The organism is Roseateles sp. T103 (genome assembly GCF_057219915.1).
Window position 1 is genome coordinate 194,816 of the sequence record NZ_JBXVVS010000006.1, and the last position, 15,747, is coordinate 210,562.

The following is a 15,747-nucleotide window of genomic DNA, read 5'->3' on the forward strand; positions in this document are numbered from 1 at the left end:
CCTGAGGCAGCGCGGCCCGCGCCGCGCCTCAGGCGCTGCTCTTGGTCTCGCCCGGCAGCTCGCGCGGCGCGCCGAACATGAAGCAGTCCACGAAGCTGAAGTACAGCGACGAGTAGAAGGCGGTGGATAGGAACAGCGCCAGCGCCACGCCGAGCAGGCCCATCACCGGCGCGGGCAGGGCCAAGAGGCCGGCGAGCACGCCGGTGAGCATGCTCAGGCCGATCAGCAGGCCCAGCCAGGCCAGGCCGTTGAGCGCGAACGCGCCCTTGTTGCGCCACACGCCCATCCAGCTGGAGAACAGCGCCTGCATCACCCCCTGGCCGCCCCAGTGCACCAGCGCTGGCGCATGCCAGAACAGCACCGACACCAGCGTCATCAGCGTCATCAGCGTGACCGCGCCCCAGAACAGGCGCGGGTCGGACAGCGCCGTGGCCACCGCCTCGGGGTCGGGCTTGCTCTGCTGCATCAGCGTCTGCAACTCCTCGAAGGCGCCGCCATCGATGGCCTGGGCCAGCAGCACGGCCAGCAGCATCAGCGTGGCATAGCCGGCGCCGAGCATCAGCTGCGCCTTGCGGCGCGGCACGGTGAGCTTCAGCGGTGCGACGAAGACCGCCGGTGTCGGCGTGATGTTCTGCAGCACCAGGTGCGTGGCGATCATGAAGCCCAGCGACACCAGCGGCAGTGCCATCAGCGTGAGGAAGCCCAGCGGCGGCAGCAGCGTGGGCAGCAGCAGGCCTATGGTCAGCGTCATCGCATACAGGCCGCTCAGCGCCATGGGCCGGCGGCGCAGCACCTTGAAACCATGGCGCATCCAGATCAGGCCGTTGCGTGCCGGCACCGTCTGCAGGTGCAAGCTCATCGTGCTACCGCTGCTCATCGTGCCTCCGCCATCGCGTGCCAGGGCTTGTCAATGCGCGCGCGCAGCACGCGCTCGAAGTGGCTGGGGTCGTGCGGCTTGAGCAGCGCGGCATCGCGCGGCAGGTGGAAATCCCACAGCCGCGACAGCCAGAAGCGCAGCGCGCCGGCGCGCAGCATGGCCGGCAGCAGGCGGTGCTCGGCACCGCTCAGCGGGCGCTCGCGCTCGTAGGCGGCGACGAAGGCGCTGGCGCGCGTCTCGTCCAGCGCGCCGCTGGCCAGGTCTATGCACCAGTCGTTCAGGCACACCGCCAGGTCGAAAAGCCAGGTGTCCACACCGGCGAAGTAGAAGTCGAAGAAGCCGCTGAGCTTCTCGCGGCCCGGCAGGCCTTCGAACATCACGTTGTCGCGGAACAGGTCGGCATGGATGGGACCCGCATGATGGGCCTGCAGGTCGGCATAGCCGGCGGACGCGGCGAGCTGCTGCTGGAAGGCCAGCTCGGACTGGATCAGCTCGGCCTGGCTGGCGTTCAGATAGGGCAGCACCACCGGCACCGTCTCGGTCCACCAGGGAAGGCCGCGCAGATTGGGCTGCTTGAGCGGGAAATCGCGCCCGGCCAGATGCATGCGTGCCAGCATCGCGCCGACCTGCTCGCAGTGGAAGACATCGGGCGCCAGCTGCGAGGCGCCGCGCAGCTTGTCCACCACCGCGGCCGGCTTGCCGGCCAGGCTGTGCAGGATCTCGCCGCCGGCGTCAGCCCTGGGCTCGGGCACCGGGATGCCGCGCTGGGCGAGGTGCTGCATCAGCCTCAGATAGAAGGGCAGCTGCGCGAAGGACAGGCGCTCGAACACGGTGAGCACGAACTCGCCGCGCTCGGTGTCGACGAAGTAGTTGGTGTTCTCGATGCCGCCGGTGATGCCGCGCAGGCTCTGCACCTGGCCCAGGTTCAGACGGCTGCACAAGGCCTGCGCCTGCTCGAGCGTGACTTCGGTGTAAACGGCCATGGGGTCGGAAGAGGGCGCCGCGGTGAAGGGCGCGGATCAATCAGAAGGTCAGGAGGCGCCAGACGCGCTGGCCTACGGTGCCACGGTTGGAGCCCGGACCGGCCATCAGGTCGCGGCTGCCGTCACCCATGACGATCTCGTAGGCCGGCGCCTTGCTGTTCTTGGACTGGACGGTGACTTTCTCGGTCTCGCCGCGCACGCGGCGCTCCTCGATGCGGGTGCGGTCGTCTTCCACGACGATGTTCTCCACCTTGGCGTCGGGCGCATCCGCGGCCATCGCAGGCATAGCGCACAGGCCGCTGGCGAGCAGGGCCAGCAGGCTGATCGGGCGGACAAGGCGGGTGGCGGTTCGCATCAGGCGATTCTATGCGTTGGCCTGGGTGTGTACCGGCGCGGGCCGTATCTCCGCAGCTGGGTCACTCGCCCGGCGTGAATGACAATCGCCGCATGAGCGAACAAGCACAGACGACGACCGAGACCAAGCCCATCCTGCTGCTGGTGGATGGCTCCAGCTTCCTCTACCGCGCCTACCACGCGATGCCGGACCTGCGCGGGCCCGAGGGCCAGTCCACCGGCGCGGTGCACGGCATCGTGGCGATGATGAAGAAGCTGCGTGAGGACATCGCCGCCGAGCATGCCGCGTGCGTGTTCGATGCCAAGGGTCCGACCTTCCGCGACGAGTGGTATCCGGAGTACAAGGCGCAGCGCGCGCCGATGCCCGATGCGCTGCGCGAGCAGATCGAGCCCATCCACGAGGTGATCCGCCTGCTCGGCTGGCCGGTGCTGGAGGTACCCGGCATCGAGGCCGACGACGTGATCGGTACGCTGGCGCGTGTGGCCGCCGAAAGCGGCCATCAGGTGGTGATCGCCACCGGCGACAAGGACCTGGCCCAGCTGGTGACGCCCGAGGTCACGCTGATCAACACGATGAGCAAGCCGCCCGAGCGTCTGGACGAGGCCGGCGTGCTGGCCAAGTTCGGCGTGCCGCCGGCGCGCATCATCGACTACCTGACGCTGATGGGCGACACGGTGGACAACGTGCCCGGCGTCGAGAAGGTGGGCCCCAAGACCGCGGCGAAGTGGATCGCCGAATACGGCTCGCTGGACGGCGTGGTCGCCGCCGCCGGCCAGATCAAGGGCGTGGCCGGCGAGAACCTGCGCAAGGCGCTGGACTGGCTGCCCACCGCGCGCAAGCTGGTCACGGTGCTGCGCGATGCCGACCTCGGTGCTCATGTGCCGCAGTGGCCTGCGCTCGACGAGCTGGCCTTGAAGGAAATCGACAAGCCGGCGCTGCTGGACTTCTTCACCCGCTATGGCTTCAAGACCTGGAAGCGCGAGCTGGAAGGCGAAGCCGCCGCGGCTGCTCCCAAGCCTGCCGCTGCGCCGCAGACTGGCGATCTGTTTGCCGAGATCGACCCGCCGGCCGGTGCCGCGCAGATCCACCGTCATTACGAAACGCTGCTGAGCTGGGCACAGTTCGACGACTGGCTGGCGCGCATCGAGGCTGCGCCGCTGACCGCGCTGGACACCGAGACCGATTCGCTGGACAGCATGCGCGCGCGCATCGTCGGCATCTCGCTGGCGGTCAAGGCGGGCGAGGCGGCCTACATCCCGCTGCGCCACGAGGGGCCGGGCGCGCCCGAGCAGCTGCCGCTGGACGAGGTGCTGGCGCGGCTCAAGCCCTGGCTGGAGAACCCGACGCGCCGCAAGGTGGGCCAGCACATCAAGTACGACACGCATGTGTTCGCCAACCATGGCATCGCGGTCGCCGGCTATGCCTACGACACCATGCTGGAGAGCTATGTGCTCGAGGCGCACAAGAGCCATGGCCTGGACGCGCTGGCCGAGCGCCACCTGGGCCGCCATGGGCTGAGCTACGAGGATGTCTGCGGCAAGGGTGCGCACCAGATCCCCTTCGCGCAGGTGGAGGTGGCTCGCGCGTCGGAGTACTCGTGCGAGGACGCCGAGATGTGCCTGCATGTGCACGAGCTGCTGCTGCCGCGCATCGAAGCCGACAAGGGCCTGGCCTTCGTCTACGAGAAGATCGAAATGCCGGTCTCGGCACTGCTGGCGCGCATCGAGCGCAACGGCGTGCTGATCGACGCGACGCGTCTGCAGGCGCAGAGCCAGGAGCTGGGCCAGCGCTTGGTGGCGCTGGAGCAGCAGGCTTACGAGCTGGCCGGCCAGCCTTTCAATATGGGCAGCCCGAAGCAGATCGGCGAAATCCTCTTTGGCAAGCTGGGCCTGCCGGTGGTGAAGAAGACCGCCACCGGCGCACCATCCACCGACGAAGAGGTGCTGGACAAGCTGGCGCAGGACTATCCGCTGCCGGCCAAGATCCTCGAGTACCGGGGCCTGGCCAAGCTCAAGAGCACCTATACCGACAAGCTGCCGCTGATGGTCAACCCGGCCACTGGCCGCGTGCACACCAACTATGCGCAGGCGGTGGCGGTCACCGGCCGGCTGGCCAGCAACGAGCCCAACCTGCAGAACATCCCCATCCGCACCGCCGAAGGCCGGCGCGTGCGCGAGGCGTTTGTTGCGCCACCGGGGCATGTGATCGTCAGCGCCGACTACTCGCAGATCGAGCTGCGCATCATGGCGCACATCAGCGAGGACCCGGGCCTGCTGCGCGCCTTCCAGGAAGGCCAGGACGTGCATCGCGCCACCGCCAGCGAGGTGTTCGGCGTGCCGCTCGCCGAGGTCAGCAGCGAGCAGCGCCGCTATGCCAAGACCATCAACTTCGGCCTGATCTATGGCATGGGCGCCTTCGGCCTGGCGCAGTCGCTGGGCATCGAGCAAAAGGCGGCCAAGGACTACATCGATCGCTACTTCACCCGCTTCGCCGGCGTGAAGGCCTATATGGACCGCACCCGCGAGGAGGCGAAGGCCAAGGGCTATGTGGAGACGGTGTTCGGCCGGCGCCTGTGGCTGCCCGAGATCAACTCCGGCAACGGCCCGCGCCGCAGCGGCGCCGAGCGCCAGGCCATCAATGCGCCGATGCAGGGCACGGCGGCCGATCTGATCAAGCTGGCAATGATCGCGGTGCAGGCCGAGCTGGACCGCCAGCACAAGGCCACGCGCATCGTGATGCAGGTGCACGACGAACTGGTCTTCGAGGTGCCCGCGGCCGAGCTGGACTGGATCAAGGCCGAGGTGCCGCTTCTCATGGCCGGTGTGGCGGCGCTCAAGGTGCCGCTGCTGGCCGAGGTGGGCGTGGGCAGCAACTGGGACGAGGCGCATTGATCCCTTGGCGCTCTAGCGATATGCCCATTCCTTCCGAGTACCAGCAGGCCTCGCTGCAGTTTGAGCGCTTCATGGTCGACGCGCGTGATGCCGCCGGCCTGGCCACGACGAACATGGCCTGGAACATGGTGGTGGGCGTGCTCCATGTCTTCCGTCGTCGCCTTAGCGTGCCGCAGGCGCTGCGCTTCGCCGAGGTGCTGCCGCCGGTGCTGTGCGCGATCTTCGTCAGCGGCTGGGCGCAGGAGCTCGAGCAGCATGCCGAGCCCTTGCCCTGGGGCGACCGCGAGGCACTGACCGAGGAAGTGCGCGCGCTGCGCCGCGAGCACAACTTCTCGCCGCCCGATGCGATCGCCGCGGTGGCGACAGCGTTGCAGCGCCAGGTGGATGTGCAGGCGCTGCAGCGCCTGCTCGATGAGCTGCCCGCTGCGGCGCGGGACTATTGGCGGAGCTGAGTCAGCCGGGCTCGGGCGGCAGCTGACTCAGCCGCGCCAGCGTGCCATCGGCCTTCATGCGCCGCAGCGCCGCATCGATCTGCGGCAGACGGCCGACATGGGGCGAGCTGCGCGCGAGCATCAGGCGCGTCTCGCTGCTTTCCAGCACCGGTGCCAGCTCGACGATCTCGGCGTCCAGGCCGGTGGCCCTCAGCGCCGCCTGGGTGGCGTTGGACGAGTCCACCAGCACATCGAAGCGCCGCGCTGCCAGCATGCGCAGCGCATGGCTGCGGCTGCTGGAGTAGCTGACCTCCCACTCCTTGTCCGGGAAGCGCGATCTGACCCAGCCGTTGCCGAGATAGGAGCCGAGCTTCAGGCCGCGCAGGGCCTCGGTGCCCTGGGCCTTGCCCAGGCGCTCGCGCAGCGCGCGGTCTTCCCGACGCACGAACATCGTGAAGCGGCCTTGCGTGACCCACTCCTGACTGGCCACGGCGTAGGCCAGACGCTCGTCGGTAGGCACGGTGACGAAACCATCGGCCTCGCCGTTGCGCACCATTTGTTGCGCGCGTGCCCAGGGGTAGCCTTCGTGGCGCACGGCCAAGCCCAGCCGCCGGCCCAGCAGCTCGTCCATGATGTCGACGAAGATGCCGCCCATCGCGCCGTCCGGCTGTCGTTGCGAGAACGGCGCAAAGTTGTCGAAGTAGACCAGCTGTAGGGGCGGAGCCGGCGAGCTCGTCGATGCTGCGCGGAGCGTCTGCGCGAGGCTGCTCATCACAGCAAATGCGAGAAGGCGACGACGAGGGGGCATGTCTCTGATGTACTGCTGCTTGGCAGAGTGCTGTCGGTGTGCGAGGGGATCGGCCTGAAGCAGATCAAACCGGCCTTGGGCCTAGGTTAGCATCGCCGCCCATGAACTGGCCCTATGAGCTGCAGATCGGCTGGCGCTACACCCGTGCCGGCAAGGGCGGACGCCGCAACCGCTTCATTTCCTTCATCTCCGGCGTGTCCATGCTGGGCATTGCGCTCGGCGTGGCGGCGCTGATCATCGTGCTGTCGGTGATGAACGGCTTCCAGAAGGAGGTGCGCGACCGCATGCTCAGCGTGATCTCGCATGTGGAGATCCTCAGCTACACCGGCGAGGCGCTGCCCGACTGGCAGGCTACCGCGGCGCAGGCCAAGGCCAACCCCGCCGTCGTCGCGGCGGCGCCTTTTGTGGCCACGCAGGCGCTGATCGCCCGCGGTGAGGACATGCGCGGCGCCATCGTGCGTGGCATCGCTCCGGCGCTGGAGGCCGAGCTGACGCCGCTGGCCGCCCAGCTCAAGGACGGCGCGCTGGCGCGGCTGAAGCCGGGTGAATGGGGCATGGTCATCGGCCTCGAGATGGCGCGCCAGCTGGGCGTGCGCGAGGGCGACAAGCTGACGCTGGTGGCACCGGGCGGACAGGTGACGCCGGCCGGCACGCAGCCGCGGCTGAAGGCCTTCACCGTGGTGGGCGTTTTCAATGCCGGCCACTACGAGTACGACAGCGGCTTGGCGCTGATCCATATCGAGGATGCGCAGCGCCTGTTCCGTGTCGCCGGGCCGACCGGCGTGCAGCTGCGTCTGAAGGATGTGCATGAGGCGCGTCGCGTGGCCGACCAGCTGGCGCGCCAGGTCGGGCCGGAACTGCGCGTGCGCGACTGGACGCGCACCAATGCCAACTGGTTCGACGCGGTGCAGATCGAGAAGCGGCTGATGAGCATCATCCTGACGCTGATCGTCGCGGTGGCGGCCTTCAACCTGGTCTCCACGCTGGTGATGACGGTGACCGACAAGCAGGCCGACATCGCCATCCTGCGCACGCTGGGCGCCAGCCCGCGCTCCATCATGGCCATCTTCATCGTGCAGGGTGCAACCTCGGGCGTGATCGGCACCTTGTCCGGCGTGCTGCTGGGCCTGGCCGTGGCCTTCAACCTGGACATCATCGTGCCGGCGATCGAGCAGCTGCTCAACGTCAGCTTCCTGCCCGGCAGCGTCTATCTGATCAACCACATGCCCAGCGATCCGCAGCGCGGCGACATCATCCCCATCGCCGTCACCTCCCTGGCGCTGGCCTTCGTGGCCACGCTCTACCCGAGCTGGCGCGCCAGCCGCGTGCAACCGGCGGAGGCGCTGCGCTATGAATGAGATCGTGCTGCAGGGCCTGGGCCTGGAGCGCCGCTTCCGCGAAGGCGGGCTGGACGTCAAGGTGCTGTCGGGTGTCGACATCACGGTGCAGCGCGGCCAGACGCTGGCCGTGGTGGGCGCCTCGGGCTCGGGCAAGTCCACGCTGCTGCATCTGCTCGGCGGGCTGGACAAGCCGACTGCCGGCCGCGTCACGCTGATGAGCCAGGACCTGGCGCAGCTGAAGGAGCCGGCGCTGGGCCAGTGGCGCAACCGGCACCTCGGTTTCGTCTACCAGTTCCACCACCTGCTGCCTGAGTTCAGCGCGCTGGACAATGTGGCGATGCCGCTGCGCGTGCGCCGCCTGCCGCAGGAGCAGGCGCGCGAGGCCGCCGCCGCGATGCTGGCCAAGCTGGGCCTGGGCCAGCGCCTGGCGCACCGGCCGGCCGAGCTGTCGGGCGGCGAGCGTCAGCGCGTGGCCATCGCACGCGCGCTGGTCACTAAGCCGGCCTGCGTGCTGGCCGACGAGCCCACCGGCAATCTGGACCGCGAGACCGCGCACACCGTCTTCGAGTTGATGCTGGCCACCGCGCGTGAGCAGGGCACCGCCTTCGTGCTGGTGACCCACGACCCCGAGCTCGCGGCGCGCTGCGAGGCGCAGCTGCGCCTGGCCGGCGGTGCGCTGCAATAGCTGCAGTAGCATTCGGGCCAACCCGGCGCCCCGGTGGGCGCCAGCAGCCTGATTCCCCCAGATGACCACCTCTTCGCGCTTCGTCCTCAAGCTCAGCTGCCCCGACCAGTCGGGCATCGTCCATGCCGTGACCGGCTTCCTGCTGGAGCAGGGCGGCAATATCGTTACCTCGGCCCAGCATGGCGACCACGACCACCAGCGCTTCTTCATGCGCATCGAGTTCGAGTGCGCCAAGCCGGTGGCGGCCGAGGCGCTGAAGACCGCCTTCACGCCGCTGGCGCAGCGTCTGCAGATGGACTGGGAGCTGGTCGCGCGCGAGAGCAAGACGCGCGTGCTGATCCTGGTCTCCAAGCTGGGTCACTGCTTGAACGACCTGCTGTTCCGCGTGCAGACCGGCCATCTGCCGATCGAGATCCCGGCCATCGTCTCCAATCACCGCGACTTCTACCAGCTCGCGGCCTCGCACGACATTCCTTTTCACCACTTTCCGCTGCTGAATGCCACGCCCGAGCAGAAGGCGGCGCAGGAGGCCAAGATCCGCGCGGTGATCGAGGAGAACCAGATCGACCTGGTGGTGCTGGCGCGCTATATGCAGATCCTCAGCCCGGAGCTGTGCCAGTTCCTCTCCGGCCGCGCGATCAATATCCATCACAGCTTTCTGCCCAGCTTCAAGGGCGCCAAGCCCTACCACCAGGCCTACGAGCGCGGCGTCAAGCTGATCGGCGCGACGGCGCACTATGTGACCTCGGACCTGGACGAGGGCCCGATCATCGAGCAGGAGGTCGCGCGCATCGACCACAGCATGCCGCCCGAGCAGCTGGTGGCGATCGGTCGCGACACCGAATGCGTGACGCTGGCGCGCGCGATCCAGTGGCATGCCGAACACCGCGTGCTGATGAACGGCAAGCGCACGGTGGTGTTCCGCTGAAGCAGCGCAGAACCACGGCATGTGGCTGGACACCCACTGCCATCTCGACGCGCCGGAGTTCGATGCCGACCGTGAGGCGGTCGTCGTGCGGGCGCGCGCGGCCGGCGTGAGCCAGATGGTGCTGCCGGCGGTGGCGGCTTTCGATTTCGACAGCGTGCGCGAGCAGGCCCACCAGTATGGCTATGCCTATGCGCTGGGCATCCATCCGCTGTACGTGATGGACGCCAAGGAGCAAGACCTGGCCCTGCTGGCCGAGCAGCTGGAGCGCCATCGCGACGATCCGCGCCTGGTGGCGGTGGGCGAGATTGGCCTGGACTTCTTCGTGCCCGGGATCGATGCGGCGCTGCAGGAGTTCTTCTACACCGAGCAGCTGAAGCTGGCGCAGTGCTTTGGGCTGCCGACGATCCTGCATGTGCGCAAGAGCGCCGACCAGCTGCTGCGCGGGCTGCGGCGATTCAAAGTGCCGGGGGGCATCGCCCATGCCTTCAGCGGCAGCCGCCAGCAGGCCGAGAGCTTCATCGCGCTGGGTTTCAGGCTGGGCTTCGGCGGCACGCTGACCTATGAGCGCTCGCAGCAGATCCGCCGTCTGGCGGTCGAACTGCCGGCTGACGCGCTGGTGCTGGAGACCGACGCGCCGGACATCCCGCCGCATTGGCTCTATGCCACCGCCGCCGAGCGCGCCGCCGGCAGGGCAACGGGGCGAAACGAGCCGGCCGAGCTGCCGCGTATCGGCGAATCGCTGGCGGCGCTGCGCGGCTGGACGCTGGAGCAGACGGCGGCGATCACCCGCGCCAATGCGCTCGCGGCCTTGCCGCGGCTGCACGCTCTGGAGCGGGCGCATGGCTGAGGCAGCGCCGCGGTTGCGCGGCCTGGCGCCGGTGTGCTCGCCCGAGGCGCGGCTGCTGGTGCTGGGCAGCTTTCCCGGCGAGGCCTCGCTGCGTGCGCAGCAGTACTACGGCCATCCGCGCAACCAGTTCTGGCCGCTGCTGGCGGCGCTGTGGGGTCAGGACTTGCCGGCCATGCCCTACGCGCAGCGCATCGCGGTGGCCAAGGTGCGCGGCCTGGCGATCTGGGATGTCTATGCCAGCTGCGAGCGCGAGGGCAGCCTGGACAGCGCGATACGCGCGGCCGAGCCGAATGACCTGGCCGGCCTGGTGCGCAGGCTGCCGCAGTTGCAGGCGATCGCGCACAACGGCGGCGAATCGGCGCGCAGCATGAAGATCACGCAGGCGCTGGGACTGCCCGTCTACAAGCTGCCGTCGACCAGCCCGGCCAATGCCTCGTGGAGCTTCGAGCGCAAGCTGGCCGCCTGGCGTGAGGTGTTCGCGCGCCATGGTCTACTTCCGGACCATGAGCAAGACGAGTAGCAGCAGCAAGAAGAGCAGCAGCGCGGCCGCGCCTGACTGGGTGCCGGCGACTTTGAGCGAGTACGACGGCGTGCGCTTCCTGCACCTGGATTCGATCTGGGTGCAGGGCGCGATGCGTATCAGGAAGCCGCAGCAGCTGGAACTGGAGTACATCCAGCGCATGATGGCCTGGATGCTGTGGCGACCGGCCGACGAGCTGCGCGAGGGCAGGGCGGTGCAGCTGGGCCTGGGCGCGGCGGCGCTGACGCGCTTCTTCCACAAGGTGCTGCGCATGCCGACGGTGGCCGTGGAGCTGAACCCGACGGTGATCTCCGCCTGCCGTGCCTGGTTCCATCTGCCCGAGGACGATGCGCGGCTGACCGTGCTGAACATGGATGCCCGCGCCTGGGTGGACGATCCGGCGAACCTGCAGAGTGTGGCGGTGCTGAACGTGGACCTCTACGACCACGACGCCGCCTCGCCGGTGCTGGACGACGAGGCCTTCTATGCGGCCTGCCGCGGTGTGCTGCAGGACGGCGGGCTGATGACGGTGAACCTGTTCGGTCGCGCCGCCAGTTTTGCGCGCAGCGCCGCGCGCATTGCCCGCGTGTTCGGCAGCGACCAGGTCTGGAGCCTGGCGCCGACGCGCGAGGGCAATACCGTCGTCGTCGCAGCCCGTCACGTCAAGGTTCCGGATCGCGATGAACTGGAGCGTCGCGCGGCTAACATCGAGTCGCTGTATGGCAGCTATGGCCTGCCGGCGCGCAAGTGGCTGCGCCTGGTGCGGCCGCTGCCGATGAGCATCCTCAACCAGCTTCAGGCCGAGCCCAAGACATGAGCAGCAGCAAGTCCAGCAGCAGTAAGAGCAACTCCAGCGCTGGCGTCAGCAGTGCGCCGTCGACGCGACCCGAGGGGCGGCTGGAGTGGCGCCAGCTGCTGCGCTGGATGCTCGAGGACGGCGTGATCGACGAGGAGCAGGCCAAGAGTACCGAGCAGCGTTTCGGTGCTGGCGACAGCTCCATGCATCCGCTGGTGCGACTGGGTCACGCCGGGCTGACCCGTGCCGGCACCAACAAGCCGCTGGATGTGGACCAGCTGACCGAATGGCTGGCTGGTCGCGCACATCTGCCCTATCTGCGCATCGATCCGCTGAAGGTGGACGTGGGTCGGGTGGCGGACATCATGTCGGTGGGCTATGCCGAGGCCAAGCGCTGCCTGCCGGTACAGGTGGGCATCAGCGACGTGACTATTGCGACCTCGGAACCTTTCGACACCAGCTGGGTGGCGCAGATCGAGTCGCACGCGCGCAAGCCGATCAAGCTGGTGATGGCCAGTCCGCTGGAGATCGCGCGCTATACGACGGAGTTCTTCACGCTGGCGCGTTCGGTGCGCAACGCGGCCAAGGCGGGCGAGGTCTCGCAGGTGGCGAGCTTCGAGCAGCTGGTCGAGCTGGGCAAGAGCAACAAGCAGCTCGATGCCAATGACCAGGGCGTGGTGCAGGTGGTGGACTGGCTGTGGCAGTACGCCTTCGACCAGCGTGCCAGTGATATCCATCTGGAGCCGCGCCGCGAGATGGGCGTGATCCGCTTCCGCATCGATGGTGTGCTGCACACCGTCTACCAGCTGCCCACGTCGGTGATGGGCGCGATGACTTCGCGCATCAAGCTACTCGGCCGCATGGACGTGGTGGAGAAGCGGCGGCCGCTGGACGGCCGCATCAAGACGCGCAATCCGGCCGGCGACGAGGTGGAGATGCGTCTGTCGACGCTGCCGACCGCCTTCGGCGAGAAGATGGTGATGCGCATCTTCGACCCCGATACGGCGGTGAAGGATCTCGACCAGCTGGGCTTCTCCAGCCACGATGCGGAGCGCTGGAAGCAGCTGGTCACTCAGCCGCACGGCATCATCCTCGTCACCGGACCGACCGGCAGCGGCAAGACCAGCACGCTGTATTCAACGCTCAAGCGGCTGGCCACCGACGAGGTCAACGTCTGCACCATCGAAGATCCGATCGAGATGATCGAGCCGGCCTTCAACCAGACGCAGGTGCAGTCGGCACTGGACTTCGGCTTCGCGGAAGGGCTGCGTGCGCTGATGCGCCAGGACCCGGACATCATCATGGTGGGCGAGATCCGCGACCTGGAGACGGCAGAGATGGCCATCCAGGCGGCGCTGACCGGCCATCTGGTCTTCAGCACCTTACACACCAACGATGCGCCGTCGGCGATCACGCGGCTGATGGACCTGGGTGTGCCGTCCTACCTGATCAGCGCCACGGTGATTGGCGTGCTGGCGCAGCGCCTGGTGCGCACGCTGTGCCCGAACTGCAAGCAGCCGGACCCGAGCGTGACGCGCGAGACGCTCAACGAGACGCTCAAGCATTGGCGCATGAACGGCGGCGTGAAGCCCTACAAGCCGGTGGGCTGCCTGGATTGCCGCAACACCGGCTATCGTGGGCGCGCCGGCCTCTACGAACTGCTCACTGTCAGCGAGGCGGTGAAGGCCAAGCTGCACCCGGTGCTGGATCTGTCGGCTTTGCGCCGCCAGGCCGTGCAGGAGGGCATGCGGCCCCTGCGACTGGCTGGTGCGATGAAGGTGGCCGAGGGCGCAACGACCTTGGAGGAGGTCTTGCGCGCGACGCCGCAGTGGGAAGGCTGAGGCGTCCGCCGTGCCCTGCAGATGGCTCGCACCAGAGTGGCAGCGAGGCGGTTCTGCTTACGTGTAAACCACACAGCTGTGCCTAGGTCCGCTGCCTAGAATGCCCCGTCATCAGAACTACTACAAGGTTTGTGAGCTATGCGGATCAAGAGTCAGAAGGACTTCTGGTCGGGGCTGATGTTCGTCGTGCTTGGGCTCGCTTTCGCCTGGGGCGCGACGGAATACAGCTTCGGTTCTTCAGCGCGCCCGGGGCCGGGCTACTTTCCATTTGGTCTCGGCATCCTGCTGGCCTTGCTTGGTGCTCTGGTGCTCTTCAAGGCGCTGACGATCGAGTCCCCCAACGGCGATCGAATCGGCGCCATCGCCTGGAAGCCGCTGCTCGTGATTGTTGGCGCGATCTGCCTGTTCGGATTCGCCTTGCCTCGGCTGGGACTGGTGCTGACCCTGCCGCTGTTGATCGCAGTTGCGTCATTTGCCGGCGATGAGTTCAAGTTGAGTGAGGTTCTGATCAATGCTGTCGTGCTGACCGCGCTGAGTTGGGTGATTTTCATCTGGGGCCTGGGTCTGGTGATTCCGACTTGGCCACCCTTTGTGACTGTTGGCGCGTGAGGGTCGAGCGATGGACTTGTTGAACAATCTGGCTCTCGGCTTCCAGACTGCGCTCTCGCTGCAGAACCTGGCCTACGCATTCTTCGGGGCCATGCTCGGCACGCTGATCGGCGTGCTTCCCGGCCTTGGCCCTGTGGCGACGATCGCCATGCTACTCCCGTCGATCTATGCGCTGGATGCGACGCCCGCACTGATCATGCTTGCGGGCATCTACTACGGCGCGCAGTACGGCGGGTCGACCACAGCGATCCTGATCAACGTGCCAGGCGAATCGAGCTCGGTCGTGACTGCCATCGACGGCTACCAGATGGCGCGCCAGGGGCGCGCTGGCGCCGCGCTTGCGGCGGCCGGCCTGGGTTCATTCTTTGCTGGGTGCGTGGGCACGATCATCATCGCGGCTTTCGCGCCGCCGTTGACCGAGCTGGCCTTTAAGTTTGGCCCGGCAGAGTATTTTTCATTGATGGTGCTCGGGCTGATCGGTGCTGTGGTGCTGGCCTCGGGGTCGCTGGTCAAGGCCATTGCGATGATCCTGCTGGGTCTGCTGATCGGTCAGATCAACACTGATGTGATCTCCGGCACGCCACGCTATTCGTTCGACATCGCGGAACTGACGGACGGCATCAACTTCGTGGTCATTGCGATGGGCGTGTTCGGCTTCGGCGAGATCATCGCGAACTTGGGCAAGCCCGCGGAGCATCGCGAGGTCTTCACGAAAGACGTGAAGGGGCTCTGGCCGACAGTGCAGGATTTTCGTGAGGCATGGCCTGCCGTCTTGCGTGGTACCAGCCTAGGCAGCATTCTGGGCGTGTTGCCGGGCGGTGGCGCGCTGCTGGCAGCCTTCGCGGCTTACACCCTCGAGAAGAAGCTGGCTCGCAATCCTCGCGTGCCATTCGGGAAGGGCGCAATCCAGGGGGTCGCGGGCCCGGAGTCGGCGAACAACGCCGGCGCTCAAACGAGCTTCATTCCGATGCTGACTTTGGGGATTCCGCCAAATGCGGTGATGGCGCTGATGGTGGGAGCCATGACGATCAAAGGCATCCAGCCGGGCCCACAGGTCATGACCAGCAATCCTGATCTGTTTTGGGGCTTGATCGCTTCGATGTGGATCGGCAATCTGATGCTCGTCATCTTGAACCTGCCTCTGATCGGGATCTGGATCAAGCTGCTGACGGTGCCCTACCGATTTCTGTTTCCGGCGATCGTTGTGTTCTGCTGCATCGGCAGCTACACCCTCAACAACAACAGCTTTGATGTCTTCATGACGGCAGCGTTCGCTGTAGTCGGCTACCTGTTCTACAAACTTGGCTGCGAGCCTGCTCCTCTTCTGCTGGGCTTCATCCTTGGCCCGATGATGGAAGAGAACCTTCGGCGAGCACTACTGCTCTCGAGAGGTGACTGGTCAACCTTCATGACTCGTCCGCTCTCTGCTGGTCTTTTGATCGCCGCGGCGTTAATGGTGGTCATCGTCATGCTGCCCTCGATCAAGAGTAAGCGGCAGGAGGCATTTCAAGAGGAAGACTGATAGTCAACGCGGCATCACGAGAGGGCGCCAAGAGTGGCGCCCTCTCCAATTGATGCGCGAGCTTGCGCGCAGATAAACTTCTGTGCTACAGTGCGCAGCTCTGCCGACGATGGCTTGGTGAACTTGAAGTTCAGCGCGTCGCGTGTTGGTCAGAATCGAGTCAAGAAAAACTCAAAAATTTCTTGACGGCTGATTTGAAAGTCAGTCATAATTCGAATCTTCGCTGATCACTGATTGGCGACGCGAAAGACAGTAGTTGATCGCGATGTTCTTTAAGAATTCACAGCCGATAAGCGTGGGCGTTTGAAGGCGAG

General features: G+C 66.8%; 15 protein-coding genes. 11 read left to right on the forward strand and 4 right to left on the reverse strand.

Features of this window, described 5'->3' with window-relative positions:
* Window positions 1-28: 28 nt before the first annotated feature.
* From AC2EBS_RS16980 to AC2EBS_RS16990, 3 genes are read right to left on the reverse strand one after another with little or no spacing between them, the layout of a single operon-like run.
* Window positions 29-877, reverse strand: a complete 849-nt coding sequence (locus AC2EBS_RS16980; RefSeq protein WP_484729627.1) for a BPSS1780 family membrane protein — start codon at window positions 875-877, stop codon at window positions 29-31.
* Complete coding sequence (locus AC2EBS_RS16985; protein WP_484729628.1) at window positions 874-1,860, reverse strand: homoserine kinase; 987 nt, start codon at window positions 1,858-1,860, stop codon at window positions 874-876. Before AC2EBS_RS16985 ends, AC2EBS_RS16980 begins: the two co-directional genes overlap by 4 nt.
* A gap of 40 nt (window positions 1,861-1,900) precedes the next feature.
* Window positions 1,901-2,215, reverse strand: coding sequence for a hypothetical protein (locus AC2EBS_RS16990; RefSeq protein WP_484729629.1), 315 nt, complete (start codon window positions 2,213-2,215; stop codon window positions 1,901-1,903).
* A 92-nt stretch (window positions 2,216-2,307) separates the two neighbouring features.
* Between AC2EBS_RS16990 and polA the strand changes: the two genes are divergently transcribed.
* Together polA and AC2EBS_RS17000 are read left to right on the forward strand one after the other, a co-directional pair.
* Window positions 2,308-5,106 (forward strand): DNA polymerase I, encoded by a 2,799-nt coding sequence (gene polA / locus AC2EBS_RS16995; RefSeq protein WP_484729630.1) that lies wholly within the window; start codon window positions 2,308-2,310, stop codon window positions 5,104-5,106.
* A gap of 20 nt (window positions 5,107-5,126) precedes the next feature.
* The gene (locus AC2EBS_RS17000) at window positions 5,127-5,558 is read left to right on the forward strand and encodes a DUF2267 domain-containing protein (protein ID WP_484729631.1); all 432 of its coding nucleotides are present in this window, start codon (window positions 5,127-5,129) and stop codon (window positions 5,556-5,558) included.
* Window position 5,559: 1 nt separating this feature from the next.
* On the opposite strand, the gene AC2EBS_RS17005 is transcribed toward AC2EBS_RS17000, so the two are convergent.
* Window positions 5,560-6,309: a substrate-binding periplasmic protein gene (locus AC2EBS_RS17005; protein WP_484729632.1), complete on the reverse strand. Its 750-nt coding sequence runs from the start codon at window positions 6,307-6,309 to the stop codon at window positions 5,560-5,562.
* A gap of 137 nt (window positions 6,310-6,446) precedes the next feature.
* On the opposite strand from AC2EBS_RS17005, the gene AC2EBS_RS17010 reads away from it, so the two are divergent.
* The 9 genes from AC2EBS_RS17010 to AC2EBS_RS17050 all read left to right on the forward strand — a co-directional run bounded on the left by AC2EBS_RS17010 (window position 6,447) and on the right by AC2EBS_RS17050 (window position 15,433).
* Window positions 6,447-7,703, forward strand: coding sequence for a lipoprotein-releasing ABC transporter permease subunit (locus AC2EBS_RS17010; protein WP_484729633.1), 1,257 nt, complete (start codon window positions 6,447-6,449; stop codon window positions 7,701-7,703).
* A complete protein-coding gene (locus AC2EBS_RS17015) occupies window positions 7,696-8,370 on the forward strand; it encodes an ABC transporter ATP-binding protein (protein WP_484729634.1) in 675 nt (224 codons plus the stop codon). The genes AC2EBS_RS17010 and AC2EBS_RS17015 overlap by 8 nt, the downstream gene beginning before the upstream one ends.
* Before the next feature lie 61 nt (window positions 8,371-8,431).
* A complete protein-coding gene (purU, locus tag AC2EBS_RS17020; protein WP_484729635.1) occupies window positions 8,432-9,298 on the forward strand; it encodes a formyltetrahydrofolate deformylase in 867 nt (288 codons plus the stop codon).
* A 19-nt stretch (window positions 9,299-9,317) separates the two neighbouring features.
* Entirely contained in the window at window positions 9,318-10,145 is an 828-nt protein-coding gene (locus AC2EBS_RS17025; RefSeq protein ID WP_484729636.1) for a TatD family hydrolase, read from the forward strand.
* Entirely contained in the window at window positions 10,138-10,665 is a 528-nt protein-coding gene (locus AC2EBS_RS17030; protein ID WP_484729637.1) for a DNA-deoxyinosine glycosylase, read from the forward strand. Before AC2EBS_RS17025 ends, AC2EBS_RS17030 begins: the two co-directional genes overlap by 8 nt.
* A complete protein-coding gene (locus AC2EBS_RS17035; RefSeq protein WP_484729638.1) occupies window positions 10,649-11,482 on the forward strand; it encodes a spermidine synthase in 834 nt (277 codons plus the stop codon). Before AC2EBS_RS17030 ends, AC2EBS_RS17035 begins: the two co-directional genes overlap by 17 nt.
* Complete coding sequence (tfpB, locus tag AC2EBS_RS17040; RefSeq protein WP_484729639.1) at window positions 11,479-13,302, forward strand: type IV pilus assembly ATPase TfpB; 1,824 nt, start codon at window positions 11,479-11,481, stop codon at window positions 13,300-13,302. The genes AC2EBS_RS17035 and tfpB overlap by 4 nt, the downstream gene beginning before the upstream one ends.
* Before the next feature lie 138 nt (window positions 13,303-13,440).
* Window positions 13,441-13,911 (forward strand): tripartite tricarboxylate transporter TctB family protein, encoded by a 471-nt coding sequence (locus tag AC2EBS_RS17045; RefSeq protein ID WP_484729640.1) that lies wholly within the window; start codon window positions 13,441-13,443, stop codon window positions 13,909-13,911.
* Window positions 13,912-13,921: 10 nt separating this feature from the next.
* On the forward strand, window positions 13,922-15,433 hold the full coding sequence (locus AC2EBS_RS17050; RefSeq protein ID WP_484729641.1) for a tripartite tricarboxylate transporter permease: 1,512 nt from the start codon (window positions 13,922-13,924) through the stop codon (window positions 15,431-15,433).
* Window positions 15,434-15,747 lie beyond the last annotated feature (314 nt).

Excerpts from the sequence above, each read along its gene's own strand:
- AC2EBS_RS16980 (WP_484729627.1), bottom strand. The coding sequence starts at position 877 with ATGAGCAGCGGTAGCACGATGAGCTTGCACCTGCAGACGGTGCCGGCA.
- AC2EBS_RS16985 (WP_484729628.1), bottom strand. The coding sequence starts at position 1,860 with ATGGCCGTTTACACCGAAGTCACGCTCGAGCAGGCGCAGGCCTTGTGC.
- AC2EBS_RS16990 (WP_484729629.1), bottom strand. The coding sequence starts at position 2,215 with ATGCGAACCGCCACCCGCCTTGTCCGCCCGATCAGCCTGCTGGCCCTG.
- polA (WP_484729630.1), top strand. The coding sequence starts at position 2,308 with ATGAGCGAACAAGCACAGACGACGACCGAGACCAAGCCCATCCTGCTG.
- AC2EBS_RS17000 (WP_484729631.1), top strand. The coding sequence starts at position 5,127 with ATGCCCATTCCTTCCGAGTACCAGCAGGCCTCGCTGCAGTTTGAGCGC.
- AC2EBS_RS17005 (WP_484729632.1), bottom strand. The coding sequence starts at position 6,309 with ATGAGCAGCCTCGCGCAGACGCTCCGCGCAGCATCGACGAGCTCGCCG.
- AC2EBS_RS17010 (WP_484729633.1), top strand. The coding sequence starts at position 6,447 with ATGAACTGGCCCTATGAGCTGCAGATCGGCTGGCGCTACACCCGTGCC.
- AC2EBS_RS17015 (WP_484729634.1), top strand. The coding sequence starts at position 7,696 with ATGAATGAGATCGTGCTGCAGGGCCTGGGCCTGGAGCGCCGCTTCCGC.
- purU (WP_484729635.1), top strand. The coding sequence starts at position 8,432 with ATGACCACCTCTTCGCGCTTCGTCCTCAAGCTCAGCTGCCCCGACCAG.
- AC2EBS_RS17025 (WP_484729636.1), top strand. The coding sequence starts at position 9,318 with ATGTGGCTGGACACCCACTGCCATCTCGACGCGCCGGAGTTCGATGCC.
- AC2EBS_RS17030 (WP_484729637.1), top strand. The coding sequence starts at position 10,138 with ATGGCTGAGGCAGCGCCGCGGTTGCGCGGCCTGGCGCCGGTGTGCTCG.
- AC2EBS_RS17035 (WP_484729638.1), top strand. The coding sequence starts at position 10,649 with ATGAGCAAGACGAGTAGCAGCAGCAAGAAGAGCAGCAGCGCGGCCGCG.
- tfpB (WP_484729639.1), top strand. The coding sequence starts at position 11,479 with ATGAGCAGCAGCAAGTCCAGCAGCAGTAAGAGCAACTCCAGCGCTGGC.
- AC2EBS_RS17045 (WP_484729640.1), top strand. The coding sequence starts at position 13,441 with ATGCGGATCAAGAGTCAGAAGGACTTCTGGTCGGGGCTGATGTTCGTC.
- AC2EBS_RS17050 (WP_484729641.1), top strand. The coding sequence starts at position 13,922 with ATGGACTTGTTGAACAATCTGGCTCTCGGCTTCCAGACTGCGCTCTCG.